Here is an 18,178-nt window from a genome sequence, read left to right on the forward strand (position 1 = left end):
GGCGCTGTGGCTGGCGCGGCGCACCGGCCGCGCGAGTGGGCTCGGCGACGCCGCCATCGACCGGATGCGCCAGGACCTGGTGTTCGATGCCGCGCCCGCCGCACGGGACTTCGGCTATGCGCCGCGGCCGTTCCGGCCAGAGCGGGCCATGTTTACGCGCGACTGACCGCGCCGGCTCAGACTTCCCGCGTCGGCGGCAACGACCGTGCTTTCTGCAGCGCCCGCAGCGCGACGCCGAGCACGCCGCCCAGCACCATCGCGCCGCCGATGAACAGCCGTGGCCCCGGACGGTCGCCCCAGAACGCGATGCCCAGCCCGACCGCGAGCACCGGCACCAGCAGCAGCCACGGGGTGACCTGGGCGACCGGATGCTTCTGCACCAGCACGTAGTAAAGGCCGTGGCCGAGCAGCGACGATATGAACGCCGCATACGCCACCCCGACCCACGCCACCCAGCTGGCCGATGGCAATGCCGCCAGCGCGCCCGGCTCCAGCCACGCGCTGATGGCCAGCAGCGGGAATGTCGCCACCAGTGCCGTCCAGCCCTGCATCGCGAACGCATCCAGCCCGAGCAGGCCCTTCATCAGCACCGTGCCGACCGCCAGGAACAGCGCGGCCAGCAGCATGAAGGCCAGCGCCAGTGGGTCGTCCAGCACCAGCGGGTCGAACCCGAGCACCAGCACGCCGCCGAAGCTCACCGCAATCGCCAGGCCGGTGCGCCAGGCGAACTTCTCGCCCAGCACCAGCCACGCCAGCAGCGCGGTCATCGGGATGTAGCTCTGGACGACGATGGCGGGCGAGGACAGGTCGCCGGCCATCTTCAGCGCGACGAAACTCAGGCCGAAGTGCAGCACACCCAGGCACACGCACACCGCCAACAGGCGCGGCCATTGGCCGGGCGCCGGACGCTTGAGCCAGAACAGCAGCGGCAGCCCGAGTGCGATGAACCGCAGCGCGGTGAACAGGAACGGCGGGATCTCGCGCAGCGCGTAGGCGGAGGTCAGGAAGTTGCCGGCCCAGGCCACGCAGACCAGCAGCACCAGGGCGATGTCGCGCGGCGACACGGGTCAGTAGGACCAGCCGAGCCGGCGGTACAGCTTGGCCAGCACCCACGCGGGGCCGATCAGCAGGTAGGTCAGGTCGGTCAGGAAGCTCGGCCGGCGGCCCTCGATCCGGTGGCCGAGGAACTGCCCGATCCACGCCACCACGAACACCGCCACCCCCGTCCACAGCAGCGGCGCGGTGCCCCAGGCGTCATGGATCGCGCGGCACGACAGCGCCATCAGCACGAACATCGCCAGCATGCCGAGCCCGAGCGGGCGCGACTGGCGGTAATAGAACAACGTGGCCGCGAACATCGGCAGCGCCGCCCAGAAGCCGGCCCGGAACCAGGTGCCCGGCGCAGGGATGCACCACAGCAGCGCGATGATGCTCCACACGATCGCCGGCACGCAGACCACGTGGATCAGCTGGTTGGTGCCGTTGCGGTGGTCGCCGGAGTAGCTCGCGAACCAGCGGTCGATCGGGCGGTGGGCGGTGGCCATGTCAGTCCGTGCCGATCCCGGCCAGCTTCCACAGCGCATCGGCATAGCGCGCGCGGGTGCGCTCGATCACTTCGGACGGCAGGCGCGGACCCGGCGGCGTCTTGTCCCAGTCGAGCGTCTCCAGGTAGTCGCGCACGATCTGCTTGTCGTAGCTCGGCGGGCTGGTGCCGACCCGGTACTCGTCGGCCGGCCAGTAGCGCGAGGAGTCCGGCGTCAGCATCTCGTCCATGACGTACAGCCGGCCATCGGCGTCGGTGCCGAACTCGAACTTGGTGTCGGCCAGCAGGATCCCGCGCTCGGCCGCGTAGCTGGCGGCATAGCGGTACAGGCGCAGGGTGGCGTCGCGCACGGCTTCGGCCAGCTCGGCGCCGCACAGCCGCACGGCGGTGTCGAAGTCGATGTTCTCGTCGTGGTCGCCGACGGCGGCCTTGGTCGACGGGGTGAAGATCGGTTCTTCCAGCTGCTGCGCCTGGCGCAGGCCGTCGGGCAGGGCGATGCCGCTGATCCGGCCGGTGCGCTGGTAGTCCTTCCAGCCGCTGCCGATCACGTAGCCGCGCGCGATGCACTCGATCGGCACCGGCTTGAGGCGCTTGGTGACCACCGCGCGCCGCAGGTACGGTGCCGGATCGACCCCGTCGGGCAGCACCGCGGCGACATCGATGCCGGTCAGGTGGTTGGCGACGATGTGGTCGGTCCGCGCGAACCAGAAGTTGCTGATCTGGCAGAGCATCTCGCCCTTGCCGGGGATCGGGTCGGGCAGCACCACGTCGAACGCGCTGAGCCGGTCGGTGGCGACCATCAGCAGGTAGTCCCCGGGCGGCGTGCCCGCCGGCAGGCGGTCGTGCGGCAGGTCGAAGACGTCCCGGACCTTGCCGCGGTGGCGCAGCGGCAGGCCGGGCAGGTCGGATTCGGAGAGCGCGGGTCGGAGCACGGTGGTGGACAACATCGGATCCCTGGATGGCACGCGTGGCACGGGTCCCGCCGTCGCAATCCGCACCGGTGGTCGCGCGCGTGCGCGACGGGGCCGGGCAGTGTACGCCGGCCCGGCGCCGGCTGCAGGTAGACTGGCAGGCCTCGCCGGGCGTGGGTGCGCCGGCAACGCGACGGGAGAGCCGATGGGGCGCTGGTACGGCAAATTGCTGGGAGTGTTCGCCGGTGCCGCGCTGCTGCGCGTCAACCCGCTGCTGGGTGCGCTGATCGGCCTGCTGGTCGGCCATGCCTTCGATGCGGACTGGTTCCGGCTCCGGCGCGACGACCCCTACGCGGTGCTCGGCCTGACTTCCGACTCGCCCGACGAGGAGGTCGACCGCGCCTACCGCCGGCTGATCGGCCAGTACCACCCGGATCGTGTCGCCGGCGCCGCCACCGAACTGCGCCAGCAGGCTGAAACCCGTGCGCGCGAGATCAACCGCGCCTACGACCGGATCAAGACGCTGCGTGGGCGCAAGTGAGCCCGCGCATCCCTTTGTTGTAGGAGCGACGCCAGTCGCGACCCGAACGTCCGGTCTGCGCCGCGTTCGCGACTGACGTCGCTCCTACGGACCACCGAGGCCACCATGCAACCGACCGTCATCGCCCCGTCCATCCTCTCGGCCGACTTCGCCCGCCTTGGCGAGGAGGTCGACAACGTCCTCCGCGCCGGCGCCGACTGGGTGCATTTCGACGTGATGGACAACCATTACGTGCCCAACCTGACGATCGGCCCGCTGGTCTGCGAAGCCCTGAGGAAACACGGGGTCACCGCGCCGATCGACGTCCACCTGATGGTGGAGCCGGTCGACCGCATCGTGCCGGACTTCGCCAAGGCCGGCGCGTCGCTGATCAGCTTCCACCCCGAGGCCAGCCGGCACGTCCACCGCACCGTGCAGCTGATCAAGTCGCACGGCTGCAAGGCCGGACTGGTGCTCAACCCGGGCACGCCGGTGGAGGTGCTCGACTACGTGCTCGACGAGCTCGACATGGTGCTGCTGATGTCGGTGAATCCCGGTTTCGGCGGGCAGGCCTTCATCCCCTCCACGCTGGACAAGCTGCGCCGCGTGCGCGAGCGGATCGACGCCAGCGGGCGGCCGATCCGGCTGGAGATCGACGGCGGGGTGAAGGTCGACAACATCGGCGAGATCGCCGCGGCGGGGGCGGACACCTTCGTCGCCGGGTCGGCGATCTTCAACGCCGGCGACTACGCCGACGTGGTGTCCAGGATGAAGGCCGCGGTCGCCGCCGCGCGGGGCTAGTCCCTCGGCTGCCGGCTTCACTTCGTCCGCCGGGATGCGCTGCTAGCCTCGCCGCATGAGCGAACCCGAGACGTCCACCGGCCCGCGCTGGCGGCTGATCCTCAACGGCAAATCGGCCGGCGACGTGGCGTTGCGCGAGGCGGTCGAGTCCATGCGCGGCCAGGGCATCAACCTCAGCGTCCGTGTCACCTGGGAGTCGGGCGATGCCGAGCGCTACGTCGCCGAGGCGCTGGCCGACGGGGTCGACACGGTGATCGCCGCCGGCGGTGACGGGACCCTCAGCGAGGTGGCCACCACGCTCGCCCACCGCGACGAGGACGCTGACGCACTGCCGAGCCTGGCGCTGGTGCCGATGGGCACCGCCAACGATTTCGCCGTCGCCGCGCAGATCCCGCTCGAGGCCGCGGCCGCGCTGGAGCTGGTGCGCACCGGCACCGCCCACGCAATCGACCTCCTGCGCATCGAGAGCCCCGGCAACGTGCACTGGTGCGCCAATGTCGCCAGCGGCGGATTCGGCACCCAGGTGACGGTCGAGACCGACGAAGGCATGAAGAAGATGCTCGGCGGCCTGGCCTACCTGATCACCGGCATCGCCCGGCTCGGCCGGATCGATCCGATCCAGGCGCGCATCAGCGCGACCGACCGCACGGGCCAGCCGTTCCGCTGGGAGGGCGGGTTCATCGCGCTGGGCATCGGCAACGGCCGGCAGGCCGGTGGCGGCCAGGCCCTATGCCCGGATGCGGTGGTCGACGACGACCTGCTCGACCTGACCATCGTCCCCGAGCTCGAGGGCGAGGTCGGCAGCACCCTGGGCGCGCTGCTGTCCGAGGGCAAGCACGCCGCGCTCGAGCGCGTCGCGGTGCGCCGGCAGCTGCCGTGGGTGGAGATCGAGGCGCCGGAGCCGTTCACGCTCAACCTCGATGGCGAGCCGGTCGAGTCCAGCCGCTTCCACGTCGCCTGCGTGGCCCGTCGCGTGCGCATGCACCTGCCGCCCGCCTGCCCGCTACTGCGCCCACCGGGCAACCCGCTGCCGCAATCCGATGACGCGCCGGTGGCCCCGCCCGGGCTCGTGGTCGCGTAGACTGCGCCGATGATTTTCCGGGCAGATCCGCGTTCCTGCATGGCCGACACGGGTTGGCGATGGTGGCTTGCCACCACCGTCCACGCCCCGTCGCATCCCCAGGAAATGCCGCATGACATCGTCCGACGCCACGCCCGATCCGCAACTCGAGCGCTTCCGCCAGCAGGCCGCTGACGGCCACACCCGCATCCCGGTCGTGCGCGAGGTCCATTCCGACCTCGACACCCCGCTGTCGGTCTACCTCAAGCTCGCCGACGGTCCGCACACCTACCTGTTCGAATCGGTGGAGGGCGGCGAGCGGTTCGGCCGCTACTCGATCATCGGCCTGCCGGCGACCCGCGTGTACGCGTTCGCCGGGCACACCCTGTACGTCACCGAGCACGGCGAGCTGGTCGATGCACGCGAGGTCGCCGATCCGTTCGCCGAGGTCGAGCGCCTGCGCACGCTGCACTCGGTGCCGGCGATCGAGGGGCTGCCGGGCTTCACCGGCGGCCTGGTCGGCTGGTTCGGTTTCGAGTGCGTCGGTTTCATCGAGCCACGGCTGGCGGGTACCGGTCCCGACGGTGAGGCAAAGCCCGACGAGCTGGGCACGCCCGACATCCTGCTGATGCAGTCCGAACAGCTGGCCGTGTTCGACAACCTCAAGGGCCGGCTGTACCTGATCGTCCACGCCGACCCGGCCGAGCCGCAGGCCTACGCGCGCGCCAACCGACGCCTCGACCAGCTGGTGCACCGGTTGCGCACCGGCGCGGCGTACCCAGAGACGCTGGACCCCGCCGGGCTGGACGAAGCCGACTTCGTCTCCGGCTTCACCCGCGAGGGCTTCATCGCCGCGGTCGAGCGGTCGAAGGAGTACATCCGCGCCGGAGACATCTTCCAGGTGGTGCTGAGCCAGCGGCTCTCGGTGCCGTTCAAGGCGCGCCCGGTCGATGTCTACCGCGCCCTGCGCGCGCTGAATCCGTCGCCGTACATGTATTTCCTGGACGTCGGCGAGATGCAAGTGGTCGGCTCCTCGCCGGAGATCCTGGTGCGCCTGCAGCACGATGCCGACGGGCGCGGCACGGTCACCGTGCGCCCGATCGCCGGCACCCGCCCGCGTGGCGACACGCCCGAACAGGACAGCGCGCTGGAGGCCGAGCTGCTGGCCGACCCCAAGGAGCGCGCCGAGCACCTGATGCTCATCGACCTGGGCCGCAACGATGTCGGCCGGGTCAGCGAGGCGGGCACGGTCGAGGTCGGCGAGCAGTTCGTCATCGAGCGCTACAGCCACGTGATGCACATCGTCAGCGAGGTCACCGGCACCCTGAAGGACGGCATGAGCTACGCCGACGTGCTGCGCGCGACCTTCCCGGCGGGCACCGTCAGTGGCGCGCCCAAGATCCGCGCGCTCGAGGTCATCCGCGAGCTGGAGCCGGTCAAGCGCAACGTCTACGCCGGCTGCATCGGCTACCTGGGCTGGCACGGCGACGCCGACATGGCGATCGCGATCCGCACCGCGGTAATCCAGGACGGCCGCCTGCACGTGCAGGCCGGCGCGGGCATCGTGTACGACTCCGACCCCGCCAGGGAATGGGACGAGACCATGAACAAGGGACGTGCGCTGTTCCGCGCGGTCGCCGAAGCGGCGCGGGGGCTGTGACGTGCTGCTGATGATCGACAACTACGACAGCTTCACCTTCAACCTCGTGCAGTACCTGCAGGTGCTCGGGGCCGAGGTGAAGGTGGTCCGCAACGACGAGCTGGGCGTGGCGCAGATCGAAGCGCTGGCACCCGAGCGGATCGTGATATCGCCGGGCCCGTGCACGCCGAACGAGGCGGGCGTCTCGCTGGCGGTGATCGAGCGCCTTGGCGCGCGCGTGCCGATCCTCGGCGTTTGCCTCGGCCACCAGGCGATCGGCCAGGCCTACGGCGGCGACGTGGTGCGGGCCAAGCGGATCATGCACGGCAAGACTTCGCCGATCCGCCACCGCGGGCGTGGCGTGTTCGCCGGCCTGCCCGACGGCTACGAGGCGACCCGCTACCACTCGCTGGTGGTCGCGCGCGACAGCGTGCCCGATTGCCTGGAGGTCACCGCGTGGACCGAGGACGCTGCCGGCGACGGCGACGCGCCCGTTTTCGACGAGATCATGGGCCTGCGCCACCGCGAGCATCCGGTCGAGGGCGTGCAGTTCCATCCCGAGTCGATCCTCACCGAGCATGGCCATGCGTTGCTCAGGAATTTCCTCGAGCGTTGAGGCAGCGCAGCGCCATTCCATGCAGGAGCGACGCAAGTCGCGACCCGCCGAACGCGTGAGGCGATGTACAGGTCGCGACTTGCGTCGCTCCTACAGGACCTCCATCCGACACCCGTTCCAGCTCCAGCTTTCAGAGACCCCACCCATGCCCATCACCCCCCAGGAAGCCCTGCAGCGCACGATCGAGCACCGCGAGATCTTCCATGACGAGATGGTCGAGCTGATGCGCCAGATCATGCGCGGCGAGGTCAGCCCGACGATGACCGCGGCGATCCTCACCGGGCTGCGGGTCAAGAAGGAGACCATCGGCGAGATCGCCGGCGCGGCGCGGGTGATGCGCGAGTTCGCGCGTCCGGTCGAGGTGGCCGATCGCCGGCACCTGGTCGACATCGTCGGCACCGGCGGCGACGGCGCCAACACCTTCAACATTTCCACTGCGAGTACGTTCGTGATCGCGGCCGCTGGCGGCCGGGTGGCCAAGCACGGCGGCCGCAGCGTGTCGTCCAGCTCGGGCAGCGCCGATGCATTCGAAGCGCTGGGGGCGTCGATCGAACTGGCGCCGGAGCTCGTCGCGCGATGCATCGACCGCACCGGGATCGGCTTCATGTATGCGCCGCTGCACCATCCGGCGATGAAGGCAGTGGCGCCAGTGCGGCGCGAGATGGGCGTGCGCACGATATTCAACATCCTCGGTCCGCTGACCAACCCCGCAGATGCGCCGGCGGTGCTGATGGGCGTGTTCCACCCCGACCTGGTCGGCATCCAGGTGCGCGTGCTGGAGGAGCTCGGCGCCGAGCGCGCGCTGGTGGTGTGGGGCCGCGACGGCATGGACGAGCTGTCGCTGGGCGCCGGCTCGCTGGTCGGCGAGCTGCGCGACGGCCGGGTCCGCGAGTACGAGGTGCACCCCGAGGATTTCGGCATCGCCATGGCGGCCAGCCGCAACCTGCAGGTGTCCGGCCCGGCCGAGTCGAAGGCGATGGTGCTGCAGGCGCTGGAGAACGTCGACGGGCTGCCGCGCGAGATCGTCGCGCTCAACGCGGGCGCGGCGCTGTACGTAGCGGGCGTGGCCGAGGACATCGCCGACGGCATCGACCGCGCGCGCAAGGCGATCGCCTCGGGCGCGGCGCGGGCGAAGCTTGACGAGTTCGTCGCCACCACGCGCGAACTCGCGGGACAATAGCCGCATGACCGACATCCTCCAGCGCATCCTCGCCCGCAAGCACGAGGAGGTGGAGCAGCGCAGCCGCATCCGCTCGCTCGACAGCGTCCGCAACCGCGCCGCCGGACAGCCGCCGGCGCGCGGCTTCGTCGAGGCGATCCGCCGCAAGCACGCCAGTGGCGAGGCGGCGGTCATCGCCGAGGTCAAGAAAGCGAGCCCGTCCAAGGGGCTGATCCGGCCCGATTTCGACCCCGCCGCGATCGCCCGCAGCTACGAGGCCTGCGGCGCCGCCTGCCTGTCGGTGCTCACCGACGTCGACTTCTTCCAGGGCAGCAACCGCTACCTGGGCGAGGCGCGCGGAGCCTGCGCGTTGCCGGTGCTGCGCAAGGACTTCATCGTCGACCCGTACCAGGTGTACGAGGCGCGCATGATCGGCGCCGACTGCATCCTGCTGATCGTCGCCGCGCTGGAGGACGCGCCGCTGGTGGAGATGGCCAACCTTGCGCACGAACTGGGCATGGACGTGCTGGTCGAGGTGCACGACATCGACGAGCTAGAGCGCGCGCTGCAGACCGACTGCGAGCTGATCGGCGTCAACAACCGCAACCTGCGCACGTTCGATGTCTCGCTCGATACCACCCTCGAGCTGAGGCAGGCGGTCCCGCCGGACCGCACGCTGGTCACCGAGAGCGGCATCGCCACCGCCGCGGACGTTGCCCGGCTGCGCGAGGCCGGCGTGGAGACGTTCCTGATCGGTGAATCGTTCATGCGCGAGGCCGATCCCGGCGCCGCCCTGCAACGGCTGTTCGTGCGATGAGCACCGCCGGCCCGGGTCCGCGCAAGGACTACCCGCCCGCCCGCAATGATGCGCCGCTGGTGGTATTCGACTTCGACCACACGCTCTACAACGGCGACTCGGGCGGCCACCTGTTCAAGTGGCTGGTCCGCCGCGCCTGGTGGCGGACGCTGCTGGCGCTGCTGATCGCGCCGGTGTTCGGCCCCATGATCGCGTTCCTGCCCACGCGCCGGGTCGGCATCTCGGGCTTCGTCTGGGCCGGCACGGTCGGCTTCCACCGGCGCCGCGACCTGGACGCGCTGATCGACCGCTACGTGCCGCTGCACGCCGACGGGATCCGCCAGCGGCTGCTGCCGTTCGCGCTGGAGGTGCTGCACCGGCACCGGGTCGACGGCGACCAGGTGGTGATCGCCACCGGCGCGCCGCCCGAACTGGCCCGCGCGATCCTCGCGTTCGTTGCCCACGAAGACGTGCCGGTCGTCGGCACCGAGGTCGGCCCGCGGTTCGGCGCGGTGGTGGCCACACGCCACTGCCACAACGAGATGAAGATGAGGATGCTGCGCGAGGCCGGCTTCACCGCGCCGGTCGCGATCGCTTATTCCGACAGCACCGCCGACCTGCCGCTGCTGCGCGCGGCCGCCTCGCCGGTGGTGGTGAACCCGAAGGCCGACGGGGTCGAGACGTTCCGGCAGGAACTCCCGCCCGGCACGCCAATCCTCAACTGGGGCTGCCCCGGCCGTGCCGGCGACGCCCCGGCCGCCGACCTGCCGCACGGTTCGTAGAAGCCACAAAACAAAACGGGCGACCCGAAGGCCGCCCACGATCGTGATGCCTGCCGCGCCTCAGCGCGTGCCGTACAGCACCACCGTCTTGCCGCGTGCATGCAGCTTGCCATCGGCCTGCAGCTTCTTGAGCACGCGCCCGGCCATCTCGCGCGAGCAACCCACCAGCCGCGACAGTTCCTGGCGCGACACCCGCAACTGGGTGCCGTCCGGGTGGCTCATCGCCTCCGGCTCCTTGGCCAGGTCGTGCAGCGCCCGCACGATCCGGTCGGTGACGTCCAGGAAGGCCAGGCGCCCGGCTTTCCTGCTGGTGTCGAGCAGCCGGCGCGAGATCTGCGCGCCGATCGCGTACAGCAGCTTTGGTGCGTCCGGGGCCAGGCGCGACAGCAGCAGGTCGTAGAAGCGCTCGTGGCCGATCTCGGCCAGCTCGCACGGGGTGCGGGTGCGCAGGATCACTTCGCGCTGGTCGTTCTCGATGAACAAGCCCAGCTCGCCGACGAACTCGCCGGGCCCGAAGTAGCCAAGCACCAGCTCGCGGCCGTCGTCTTCCTCGGTGATGATGCTGACCGATCCCGCCACCACGTAATACAGCGTGCTGGCCGGGTCGCCCGGGCGGAACACGTCGGTGCGCGAGGGGTAGCGCCGGCGGTGGCAGTGGGCCAGGAAGCGTTCGATCACGGCCCCGTCGGGCATCAGCGGGCTGTTGGTTCGGCTCAGTGCAGTCAAGGGAACTACCGGATTGGCGGACATGTGAGTGAAACCTGAATATTCGAGCGAGCTTAGGTCGAAGTGGCGCCGTGAGGCAAATCCTGCCACTGCGGGACAGCTCGCGCTGTGCGGTCATTTTCCCATTACGCCCGATTGCCCCATAATCGCCGCCTGTTCGCCCTATCGGGAAATGCCGTGGTCAAGCCGTTGCCGCGCCTCAGGTTGCAGGGATTCAACAACCTCACCAAGGCGCTCTCGTTCAACATCTACGATGTCTGCTTCGCCGCCTCCGAGGATGAGCGGCAGCGCTACATCGAGTACATCGACGAGGCCTACAACGCCGACCGCCTGACCCAGATCCTGACGGACGTGGCGGACATCATCGGCGCCAACATCCTCAACATCGCGCGGCAGGACTACGACCCGCAGGGCGCATCGGTGACCATCCTCATCTCCGAGGAGCCGGTGATCGACAAGAAAGACGCCAAGGGCGTGATCTCCGATGCGGTGGTCGCGCACATGGACAAGTCGCACATCACCGTGCACACGTATCCGGAGACCCACCCGGACAATGGCATCGCGACCTTCCGCGCCGACATCGACGTGGCCACCTGCGGCGTGATCTCGCCGCTGAAGGCACTCAACTACCTGATCGAGTCGCTCGAGTCCGACATCGTGGTGATGGACTATCGCGTGCGTGGCTTCACCCGCGACATCAAGGGCCGGAAGCACTACATCGACCACAAGATCAACTCGATCCAGGACTACCTGGCCAAGAACATCAAGTCGCGCTACGAGATGCTCGACGTGAACGTCTACCAGGAAAACATCTACCACACCAAGATGCACCTGAAGGAGTTCGACCTCGACCGCTACCTGTTCGAGGAGAAGGCGCGGAACCTGTCGTTCAAGGAGCGCATGAAGATCGAGGCACGGCTCAAGCGCGAGATCGAGGAGCTGTACCACGGGCGCAACCTGGTCGACTGAGGTCGGCCGTCGCCGCATGGTGCAAGAAGGCCGGCAAACGTCGGCCTTTTTTGTTGCCGCGTGAGTCCGTTTGGGTAGGAGCGGCTTGACCCGCGATCGTGGGGCCGGTGCACGCTGTCGGCGATCCGATCGCGGCTGAAGCCGCTCCTACAAAAATGCCCGGTTCCGGCTCAGAGCCGGTAGGCGACCGTCTTCATCAGCTTTGACGCGGCGGCCATCAGTCGCGGGACCGGAAACGGCAGGATCCGTGCGCCCGCCGCCTCGGCGTTGTCGGCGTGCCGGGCCTCGTCGGCCTTCATTACCCCAAGGATCGCGCGGCTGCGGTGGTCGTCGCCGGGCAGCGAGGCCAGGTGCTCGTCGATGTGGGCCTCGACCTGGCGTTCGGTCTCGACCACGAAGCCGAGGTTCCAGCCGTCCCCGCGCAAACCCGCCAGCGCGCCGATCGCGAAGCTGCCGCCGTACCACAGCGGGTTGAGCAGGCTGGGGCGGCTGTCGAGCTCGCGCAGGCGCTCGGCGCACCAGGCCAAGTGGTCGGTCTCTTCCTGCGCCGCTTCCAGCAGGTGCGCGCGGGTGGCCTCGTCGCGGGCGACGGCCGCCTGCCCGCAGTACAGCGCTTGCGCGCAGACCTCACCAACGTGGTTGATGCGCATCAGGCCGGCGGCATGCCGGCGATCGGGTTCGTCCATGACGATGTCCGGCTCGCCGGCACCCGGGTTCGGCCGTTCGGCGACCGGCGCACCCAGCACGGTTTCAAGCGCGCGCTGCGCGTCATCGAGCAAGTGGTCGAACCGGGACAGGTGACGGGGCGCGGAAGCGGTGGTCATGGGCGGCGACTCGGCGGAACGGGACGGGGCAATTCTAGGCCGGCGCGATGATCGTCCGGTGCAAGCGGCAGCAGGGCCTCGGCCAGCAGCTCGACCGGATGGAGCACCTGCGCGGAACTGCCGCTGCCCAGGTGCAGCCGGCAGCCGATGTTCGCGCTGAGCAGTCGCGACGCGCCGCTGGCGGCGAACTGTTCGAGCAGTGGCCGGCGGTAGTCGTCGGCGCGGGTGGGGTCGGTCAGCATCGCCGTGCCGGCGGCGCCGCAACATCCGCTGCCGGCATCGAGCTCCACCACCTCCAGCCCGGGGACCGCCGCCAGCAGCCTGCGCAGCGCGGGCACCGAGCGGACGACGTTGCGCTGGGTGCATGGCAGGTGCAGCGCGACCCGCTCGCGCCGCTCGCCGAAGCGCAGGCGATCGCGGTGCACGTCGAGGAAGGTGAGCGCATCGACTGTTTCGACCTCCAGCGAAGCCGCGACCGCTTCATGGCAGCCACTGGCCAGGGTCAGCACGGTCGTGCAATCGGCGAACGCGTCGCGGTTGCGGGCGGCCAGCGTGCTCGCCGCGGTCGCGTTGCCGGCGTGTACATGCATGCTGCCGCAGCAACCCTGCGACGCCGGCGCCACCAGCTCGAATCCCGCGGCGGCGCACAGCCGTGCCAGCGCGTCGCGTGCGGCAGCTTCGTAATGGTCGGCGACGCAACCCACGAACAGCCCCACGCGGTGACCGCCGCGTACGTCGAGTGGCGGCGTCGCCCCGGCGCGAGTCCATGCCGGAGGACGGGGCAGGGCGCGCAGGCCGGCCGGCAGGATCGGGTAGGCGATGCGGTACAGCCGGAGCAGTGCTCGCAGCAATCGCGGCCGCATGACCAGCCACTCGGCCCCACGCTGGCGCAGGTTCGTGCCGCGGCGGGCACGCTGCTGCACGCGGGCCAGGTTCAGCAACGCGCCGTATTCGACTCCGGCCGGGCAGACCGCCTCGCAGTTGCGGCAGCCCAAACAGTGGTCCAGGTGGAGGTCGCCGACGGGCGTGGATTCGACCGCCCCCAGCGCCCAGGTCCGCGCCAGCGCGATCCGGCCGCGCGGGGATTCCGGCTCAAGCCGGTCGTGGGTGTAGGTCGGGCAGACCGGCAGGCACAACCCGCACTGGACGCAGCGGTCCGCCAGCGCCACGACTTCATCCGAGCCCGGCCCGGCCTGCGGGGAAGCCTGAGCGGGCGTGGCGTGGGGCATGCGGCGATGCTAGCATGGGCGGTCCGGTGGCTTGCGGTGTCCCGCGAGTCCCGCTATCATTCCGCCTCTTTCGTTCCGCAGTTGCACGCGGCGCGCCAAACGCGCGGCAAAGTTCCGGTCCGTCCCTTGCGGGACACGCACCCGGAATCAGCCCGACCAGGTACCCATAGAAGACCAGTCATGAAGACATTCACCGCCAAGAACGAGACCGTCCAGCGTGACTGGTACCTCGTCGACGCCACCGGCAAGACCCTCGGCCGCCTCGCCGCCGAGCTCGCCCACCGCCTCCGCGGCAAGCACAAGCCGGTCTACACCCCGCACGTCGACACCGGCGATTACCTAGTGGTCATCAACGCCGAGAAGATTGCCGTCACGGGCAACAAGCTCGCCGACAAGAAGTACCACCGCTTCACCGGCTACATCGGCAACCTCAAGACCGAGACCCTGGGCCAGGCGCTTGAGCGCCACCCGGAGCGCGTCATCGAGATCGCGGTCAAGGGCATGCTGCCGAAGAACCCGCTCGGCCGCGCGATGTACCGCAAGCTCAAGGTCTACGCCGGCGCCGAGCATCCGCACGCCGCCCAGCAGCCGCAGCCGCTCGACATCTAAGGTACCGACATGGCAATCCAGCAGAATTACGGCACCGGCCGCCGCAAGTCCTCCACCGCCCGCGTCTACCTGCGCAAGGGCGATGGCAAGATCACCATCAACCAGCGCTCGATCGACGAGTTCTTCGGCCGCGAGACCGCGCGCATGATCGTGCGCCAGCCGCTCGAGCTGACCCAGTCGACCGACAAGTTCGACGTCAACGTCACCGTTGCCGGCGGCGGCACCACCGGCCAGGCAGGTGCGATCCGCCTGGGCATCGCCCGCGCGCTGGTCGAGTATGACGACACGCTGAAGTCCGAGCTGCGCAAGGCCGGCTTCATGACCCGCGACGCCCGCGAAGTCGAGCGCAAGAAGGTCGGCCTGCACAAGGCGCGTCGTGCAACCCAGTTCTCGAAGCGCTAAAATACGCCTCGACACCGGGTCACAACCCAGTTCCACAGCCCCGTCGCCAAGCGGTAAGGCACCTGACTCTGACTCAGGCATTCGGTGGTTCGAATCCATCCGGGGCTGCCAGATACGCAAGAAACCCGCCTTCATGGCGGGTTTTTTGTTGCCTGCGCCCGGCGTGCCGTCCCGGCACGGGGCATGGCGTCGCCGGGTCGAGCCGTTACAATTGAAACCATTGCGCGGCTCGCGCGCCCGATGACGGAAGGACTGCACCGATGAAGCTTGGTTCACTCAAGGAAGGCGGCCGCGACGGCACCCTGATCGTGGTTTCGCGCGACCTCACTCGCGCGGTGCGCGCCACCGGCATCGCCGACACCCTTCAGCGCGCGCTGGAGGACTGGTCGAACATCGCGCCCCGCCTCAATGCGCTGTCCGAGCGCCTCAACGCCGGCGAGGCTGACGGTGCCTTCGATGTCGATCCAATCGCGCTCGCCGCGCCGCTGCCGCGCGCCTACGAGTTCGTCGACGGCAGTGCCTACCTGCCGCACGTCGAGCGCGTCCGCCGTGCCCGCGGCGCCGAGGTTCCCGAGAGCTTCTACACCGACCCGCTCATGTACCAGGCGGTCAGCGCCGGTTTCTACGGCCCGCGCGACCCGGTCCGCGTGCCGAGCGAGGAGTACGGAATCGACCTGGAGGCCGAACTGGTCGTCGTGACCGACGACGTCCCGATGGCGGTCACTCCCGAGCAGGCCGCCGGCCACATCCAGCTGGTGGGGCTGGTCAACGACGTCTCGCTGCGCGGGTTGATCCCGGGTGAGCTGGCCAAGGGCTTCGGCTTCCTGCAGTCCAAGCCGCGTTCGGCCCTGAGCCCGGTGTTCGTGACCCCGGACGAACTCGGCGATGCTTGGCGCGACAGCAAGGTGCACCTGCCGATGCTGACGCATATCAACGGCAAGTGGTTCGGCGCACCGGAGGCCGGCGTCGACATGCAATTCAACTTCGCCCAGCTCGTGGCCCACGCGGCCAGGACGCGCCCGCTGTCGGCGGGCGCGATCGTCGGCTCGGGCACCATTGCCAACGAGGACACGACCCTGGGTGCCTCGTGCTTCGCCGAGCAGCGCACGGTCGAGACCTTGCGCGACGGCAAACCCTCGACGCCTTTCATGCGCTTTGGCGACATGGTCCGCATCGAAATGCTTGATGCCAACGGCAACAGCATCTTCGGCGCGATCGAGCAGCGTATCGAGCGCCACGACAGCTGACCGGCGGCGATGCCGCGCCGGCGGACGGCCGTCCGCTGGCGCAGGCGCCGTATTACCGTTGCGCGGGGGGCGCAGATGACAGAGGAACGGTCGCGCATGGCGGACCAATTGCAGCTGTATTCGTACTGGCGATCGAGTGCCGCCTACCGCGTGCGCATCGGGTTGAACCTCAAGGGCCTGGCCTACGAGACGCTGCCGGTGCACCTGGTACGGGACGGCGGCGAACAGCACGCCGAGGAATACCGCGCGCTCAACCCGCAGGAACTGGTGCCTGTGCTCAAGCACGGCGACCGCGTGCTGCGCCAGTCGGTGGCGATCCTCGAGTACCTCGACGAGACCTGGCCGGAGCCGGCACTGTTGCCGGTGACGAGCCGCGACCGCCAGCGCGTGCGCGCGATCGCGCAGATGGTGGCGTGCGACATCCATCCGCTCAACAACCTGCGGGTGCTGCAGTACTTCGACCGCGAGTGGAACGTCCCCCAGCCCGAGCGCGACGAGTGGGTGCGGCACTGGGTGTCCGGCGGCTTTGCGGCGGTCGAGGCGGTGCTGAACGACCACCCGTCCACCGGCGATTTCTGCGAAGGCAATACGCCCGGACTGGCCGACTGCTGCCTGGTCCCGCAGGTCTACAACGCGCGCCGTTTCGGCGTCGACATGACCCCGTACCCGACGATCGAGCGGATCGAACGCGCCTGCCTCGCGCTGCGCGCCTTCGACACCGCGCGGCCCGAGAAGCAGCCGGACGCGCCCCAGCCGAACTGAGGTCGCCGCCAGCGGCGGCATCGCAGGCATTTGTAGGAGCGACGTAAGTCGCGACCCACTGACGCACGCCATCGCTGTGATTGCGCGGATCTGACGATCCGCGGTCGCGACTTACGTCGCTCCTACAGGTGGCCAGCCGGCTACTGGTCGGGCGAAAACACTTCGGCGTAGGGGTCGTGCTCGGCGCCGGCGCCTTCCGACAGCCGGAACTTCAGCGCCAGGCCCTCGCGCGAGTCCGCCGCCCGCAGCGCTTCCTCGATCTCGATCCGGCCTTCCTTCGCCAACCGGAACAGGCACTGGTCGAAGGTCTCGACGCCTTCTTCCAGCGACTCCTCCATCGCGTGCTTGATCTCGTGCACCTGCCCGCGCCGCATCAGGTCGCGGATGTGCGGGGTGTTGATCAGCACTTCCGATGCCGGCAGCCGGCGACCGTCGGTGCCGATCACCAGGCGCTGGCTGATCACCGCCTTGAGGTTGAGCGCCAGGTTCATCAGCACGTTCTTGTGCGCGGCCTCGGGGAAGAAGTTGAGGATGCGCTCGAGCGTCTGGTCGGCGTTGTTGGAGTGCAGGGTCGCCAGGCACAGGTGGCCCGTCTCGGCGAACGCGATCGCGGCCTCCATCGTGGTCTGGTCGAGGATCTCGCCGATCAGGATCACGTCCGGCGCCTCGCGCATCGCGTTCTTGAGCGCGTTGTGGAAGGCGTGGGTGTCGAGACCGACCTCGCGCTGGTTGACCAGCGAGCGCTTGTGCCGGTGCAGGTATTCGATCGGGTCCTCGATGGTGAGGATGTGGCCCGACATGTTCGAGTTGCGGTAGTCGATCATCGACGCCAGCGTGGTCGACTTGCCCGAGCCGGTGGAACCGACGATGAGCACCAGCCCGCGCGGCTCCATGATGATGTTCTTGAGCACCTGCGGCAGCTGCAGCTCCTCGATCGACGGGATCACGCTGCGGATCGCGCGGATCACCATGCCGACCTCGCCGCGCTGCTTGAACACGTTGACGCGGAAGCGCCCGGCCTCCGGCAGCGCATAGGCCATGTTCAGCTCCAGTTCGCGCTCGAACTGCGGAACTTGGCCCTCGTCCATCAACGAATACGCGATCTTCTTGACCATGCCGGGCGGCAGGCCGGTATTGCCGAGCGGATGCAACCGCCCCTCGATCTTGATGTAGACCGGCGCGCCGGTGGACAGGAACATGTCCGACGCGTTCTTCTCCGTCATCAGCTTCAGGAAATAGCCGATGTCCATGCATCCACCTCTCGTTAGCGACGGCCACCCGTTGCAAGCACGGCACCGGCCTGACCACAATGCCCGGGCGACAGACCGCCACGGAACCCCCATGCACGCCAGCTTCGCACAAATCCGTTATCTGCTTGTGGGCGCAGTTCTCGCTTGCGCGCTTGCCGCGTGCGCGACCCTGCCGCCGCCGACATCCGAGATCAACGCCGCCGAACAGGCCGTCGTGCGGGCAACCGGTGCGGACGCCGACCAGTACGCCGCCGACCAGGTCGAGCTCGCCCGCGACGGCCTCGCCCGCGCCCAGGCGGCGATGGCCGAAGGCCGCCACGACGACGCCCGCCG

At 69.3% G+C, this 18,178-nt stretch carries 21 protein-coding genes and 1 tRNA gene; 15 read left to right on the forward strand and 7 right to left on the reverse strand.

What is annotated here, in order from left to right; all coding sequences use genetic code 11:
- Positions 1 to 176: 176 nt before the first annotated feature.
- Genes ACKVMH_RS08920 through ACKVMH_RS08930 form a run of 3 tightly spaced genes read right to left on the reverse strand, consistent with a single transcriptional unit; the run spans position 177 to position 2,490 of the window.
- Entirely contained in the window at positions 177 to 1,064 is an 888-nt protein-coding gene (locus ACKVMH_RS08920) for a DMT family transporter (protein ID WP_412700017.1), read from the reverse strand.
- A gap of 3 nt (positions 1,065 to 1,067) precedes the next feature.
- Entirely contained in the window at positions 1,068 to 1,544 is a 477-nt protein-coding gene (locus ACKVMH_RS08925) for an Mpo1 family 2-hydroxy fatty acid dioxygenase (protein WP_215218839.1), read from the reverse strand.
- A 1-nt stretch (position 1,545) separates the two neighbouring features.
- Positions 1,546 to 2,490, reverse strand: coding sequence for a phosphoribosylaminoimidazolesuccinocarboxamide synthase (locus ACKVMH_RS08930; protein ID WP_412700018.1), 945 nt, complete (start codon positions 2,488 to 2,490; stop codon positions 1,546 to 1,548).
- A 169-nt stretch (positions 2,491 to 2,659) separates the two neighbouring features.
- Between ACKVMH_RS08930 and ACKVMH_RS08935 the strand changes: the two genes are divergently transcribed.
- The 8 genes from ACKVMH_RS08935 to ACKVMH_RS08970 all read left to right on the forward strand — a co-directional run bounded on the left by ACKVMH_RS08935 (position 2,660) and on the right by ACKVMH_RS08970 (position 9,827).
- Positions 2,660 to 2,995, forward strand: coding sequence for a J domain-containing protein (locus ACKVMH_RS08935; protein ID WP_412700019.1), 336 nt, complete (start codon positions 2,660 to 2,662; stop codon positions 2,993 to 2,995).
- A 105-nt stretch (positions 2,996 to 3,100) separates the two neighbouring features.
- The gene (rpe, locus tag ACKVMH_RS08940) at positions 3,101 to 3,775 is read left to right on the forward strand and encodes a ribulose-phosphate 3-epimerase (protein WP_412700020.1); all 675 of its coding nucleotides are present in this window, start codon (positions 3,101 to 3,103) and stop codon (positions 3,773 to 3,775) included.
- A gap of 55 nt (positions 3,776 to 3,830) precedes the next feature.
- Positions 3,831 to 4,856, forward strand: coding sequence for a lipid kinase YegS (gene yegS, locus ACKVMH_RS08945; protein ID WP_412700021.1), 1,026 nt, complete (start codon positions 3,831 to 3,833; stop codon positions 4,854 to 4,856).
- Positions 4,857 to 4,968: 112 nt separating this feature from the next.
- On the forward strand, positions 4,969 to 6,495 hold the full coding sequence (gene trpE / locus ACKVMH_RS08950) for an anthranilate synthase component I (protein WP_412700022.1): 1,527 nt from the start codon (positions 4,969 to 4,971) through the stop codon (positions 6,493 to 6,495).
- Position 6,496: 1 nt separating this feature from the next.
- Positions 6,497 to 7,090 carry an anthranilate synthase component II gene (locus ACKVMH_RS08955; RefSeq protein WP_412700023.1) on the forward strand — a complete coding sequence of 198 codons (594 nt, stop codon included), beginning with the start codon at positions 6,497 to 6,499 and terminating at the stop codon, positions 7,088 to 7,090.
- A 145-nt stretch (positions 7,091 to 7,235) separates the two neighbouring features.
- Positions 7,236 to 8,270 (forward strand): anthranilate phosphoribosyltransferase, encoded by a 1,035-nt coding sequence (trpD, locus tag ACKVMH_RS08960; RefSeq protein ID WP_412700024.1) that lies wholly within the window; start codon positions 7,236 to 7,238, stop codon positions 8,268 to 8,270.
- Positions 8,271 to 8,274: 4 nt separating this feature from the next.
- Complete coding sequence (trpC, locus tag ACKVMH_RS08965) at positions 8,275 to 9,066, forward strand: indole-3-glycerol phosphate synthase TrpC (protein WP_412700025.1); 792 nt, start codon at positions 8,275 to 8,277, stop codon at positions 9,064 to 9,066.
- Positions 9,063 to 9,827 carry a haloacid dehalogenase-like hydrolase gene (locus ACKVMH_RS08970; RefSeq protein WP_412700026.1) on the forward strand — a complete coding sequence of 255 codons (765 nt, stop codon included), beginning with the start codon at positions 9,063 to 9,065 and terminating at the stop codon, positions 9,825 to 9,827. Before trpC ends, ACKVMH_RS08970 begins: the two co-directional genes overlap by 4 nt.
- A 60-nt stretch (positions 9,828 to 9,887) precedes the next feature.
- Here ACKVMH_RS08970 and crp read toward each other — a convergent pair whose 3' ends face one another.
- Positions 9,888 to 10,577: a cAMP-activated global transcriptional regulator CRP gene (gene crp / locus ACKVMH_RS08975; protein WP_215218830.1), complete on the reverse strand. Its 690-nt coding sequence runs from the start codon at positions 10,575 to 10,577 to the stop codon at positions 9,888 to 9,890.
- 153 nt (positions 10,578 to 10,730) lie between these two features.
- Here crp and speD point away from each other — a divergent pair, with 153 nt between their 5' ends.
- Entirely contained in the window at positions 10,731 to 11,522 is a 792-nt protein-coding gene (gene speD / locus ACKVMH_RS08980) for an adenosylmethionine decarboxylase (RefSeq protein ID WP_215218829.1), read from the forward strand.
- 170 nt (positions 11,523 to 11,692) lie between these two features.
- Here speD and coq7 read toward each other — a convergent pair whose 3' ends face one another.
- Both coq7 and ACKVMH_RS08990 read right to left on the reverse strand, forming a co-directional pair.
- Positions 11,693 to 12,346, reverse strand: coding sequence for a 2-polyprenyl-3-methyl-6-methoxy-1,4-benzoquinone monooxygenase (gene coq7 / locus ACKVMH_RS08985; RefSeq protein WP_412700027.1), 654 nt, complete (start codon positions 12,344 to 12,346; stop codon positions 11,693 to 11,695).
- Positions 12,343 to 13,575 (reverse strand): (Fe-S)-binding protein, encoded by a 1,233-nt coding sequence (locus ACKVMH_RS08990; RefSeq protein ID WP_412700028.1) that lies wholly within the window; start codon positions 13,573 to 13,575, stop codon positions 12,343 to 12,345. The genes coq7 and ACKVMH_RS08990 overlap by 4 nt, the downstream gene beginning before the upstream one ends.
- Before the next feature lie 180 nt (positions 13,576 to 13,755).
- Between ACKVMH_RS08990 and rplM the strand changes: the two genes are divergently transcribed.
- The 5 genes from rplM (at position 13,756) to maiA (ending at position 16,595) form a co-directional block, all read left to right on the forward strand.
- Positions 13,756 to 14,184 (forward strand): 50S ribosomal protein L13, encoded by a 429-nt coding sequence (gene rplM / locus ACKVMH_RS08995; protein ID WP_215218826.1) that lies wholly within the window; start codon positions 13,756 to 13,758, stop codon positions 14,182 to 14,184.
- Positions 14,185 to 14,193: 9 nt separating this feature from the next.
- Positions 14,194 to 14,586, forward strand: a complete 393-nt coding sequence (rpsI, locus tag ACKVMH_RS09000) for a 30S ribosomal protein S9 (RefSeq protein ID WP_215218825.1) — start codon at positions 14,194 to 14,196, stop codon at positions 14,584 to 14,586.
- 36 nt (positions 14,587 to 14,622) lie between these two features.
- Positions 14,623 to 14,697: transfer RNA gene (locus ACKVMH_RS09005), tRNA-Gln, on the forward strand.
- 149 nt (positions 14,698 to 14,846) lie between these two features.
- Complete coding sequence (locus tag ACKVMH_RS09010) at positions 14,847 to 15,833, forward strand: fumarylacetoacetate hydrolase family protein (RefSeq protein WP_412700029.1); 987 nt, start codon at positions 14,847 to 14,849, stop codon at positions 15,831 to 15,833.
- A 96-nt stretch (positions 15,834 to 15,929) separates the two neighbouring features.
- Complete coding sequence (gene maiA, locus ACKVMH_RS09015; protein WP_412700030.1) at positions 15,930 to 16,595, forward strand: maleylacetoacetate isomerase; 666 nt, start codon at positions 15,930 to 15,932, stop codon at positions 16,593 to 16,595.
- Between the two features lie 140 nt (positions 16,596 to 16,735).
- Here the strand turns inward: maiA and ACKVMH_RS09020 are convergent, their stop codons facing one another.
- Positions 16,736 to 17,845, reverse strand: coding sequence for a PilT/PilU family type 4a pilus ATPase (locus ACKVMH_RS09020; RefSeq protein ID WP_412700031.1), 1,110 nt, complete (start codon positions 17,843 to 17,845; stop codon positions 16,736 to 16,738).
- 91 nt (positions 17,846 to 17,936) lie between these two features.
- On the opposite strand from ACKVMH_RS09020, the gene ACKVMH_RS09025 reads away from it, so the two are divergent.
- The coding region (locus ACKVMH_RS09025) for a DUF4398 domain-containing protein (protein WP_412700032.1) at positions 17,937 to 18,178 on the forward strand (242 nt) is incomplete at its 3' end.

It is taken from the genome of Lysobacter zhanggongensis (genome assembly GCF_046638635.1).
Taxonomy (GTDB): Bacteria; Pseudomonadota; Gammaproteobacteria; order Xanthomonadales; family Xanthomonadaceae; genus Novilysobacter; species Novilysobacter luteus.

Coding starts and splice junctions, on each gene's coding strand:
- ACKVMH_RS08925 (WP_215218839.1), bottom strand. CDS start 1,544: ATGGCCACCGCCCACCGCCCGATCGACCGCTGGTTCGCGAGCTACTCC.
- ACKVMH_RS08930 (WP_412700018.1), bottom strand. CDS start 2,490: ATGTTGTCCACCACCGTGCTCCGACCCGCGCTCTCCGAATCCGACCTG.
- ACKVMH_RS08935 (WP_412700019.1), top strand. CDS start 2,660: ATGGGGCGCTGGTACGGCAAATTGCTGGGAGTGTTCGCCGGTGCCGCG.
- rpe (WP_412700020.1), top strand. CDS start 3,101: ATGCAACCGACCGTCATCGCCCCGTCCATCCTCTCGGCCGACTTCGCC.
- yegS (WP_412700021.1), top strand. CDS start 3,831: ATGAGCGAACCCGAGACGTCCACCGGCCCGCGCTGGCGGCTGATCCTC.
- trpE (WP_412700022.1), top strand. CDS start 4,969: ATGACATCGTCCGACGCCACGCCCGATCCGCAACTCGAGCGCTTCCGC.
- trpD (WP_412700024.1), top strand. CDS start 7,236: ATGCCCATCACCCCCCAGGAAGCCCTGCAGCGCACGATCGAGCACCGC.
- trpC (WP_412700025.1), top strand. CDS start 8,275: ATGACCGACATCCTCCAGCGCATCCTCGCCCGCAAGCACGAGGAGGTG.
- ACKVMH_RS08970 (WP_412700026.1), top strand. CDS start 9,063: ATGAGCACCGCCGGCCCGGGTCCGCGCAAGGACTACCCGCCCGCCCGC.
- crp (WP_215218830.1), bottom strand. CDS start 10,577: ATGTCCGCCAATCCGGTAGTTCCCTTGACTGCACTGAGCCGAACCAAC.
- coq7 (WP_412700027.1), bottom strand. CDS start 12,346: ATGACCACCGCTTCCGCGCCCCGTCACCTGTCCCGGTTCGACCACTTG.
- ACKVMH_RS08990 (WP_412700028.1), bottom strand. CDS start 13,575: ATGCCCCACGCCACGCCCGCTCAGGCTTCCCCGCAGGCCGGGCCGGGC.
- rplM (WP_215218826.1), top strand. CDS start 13,756: ATGAAGACATTCACCGCCAAGAACGAGACCGTCCAGCGTGACTGGTAC.
- rpsI (WP_215218825.1), top strand. CDS start 14,194: ATGGCAATCCAGCAGAATTACGGCACCGGCCGCCGCAAGTCCTCCACC.
- ACKVMH_RS09010 (WP_412700029.1), top strand. CDS start 14,847: ATGAAGCTTGGTTCACTCAAGGAAGGCGGCCGCGACGGCACCCTGATC.
- maiA (WP_412700030.1), top strand. CDS start 15,930: ATGGCGGACCAATTGCAGCTGTATTCGTACTGGCGATCGAGTGCCGCC.
- ACKVMH_RS09020 (WP_412700031.1), bottom strand. CDS start 17,845: ATGGACATCGGCTATTTCCTGAAGCTGATGACGGAGAAGAACGCGTCG.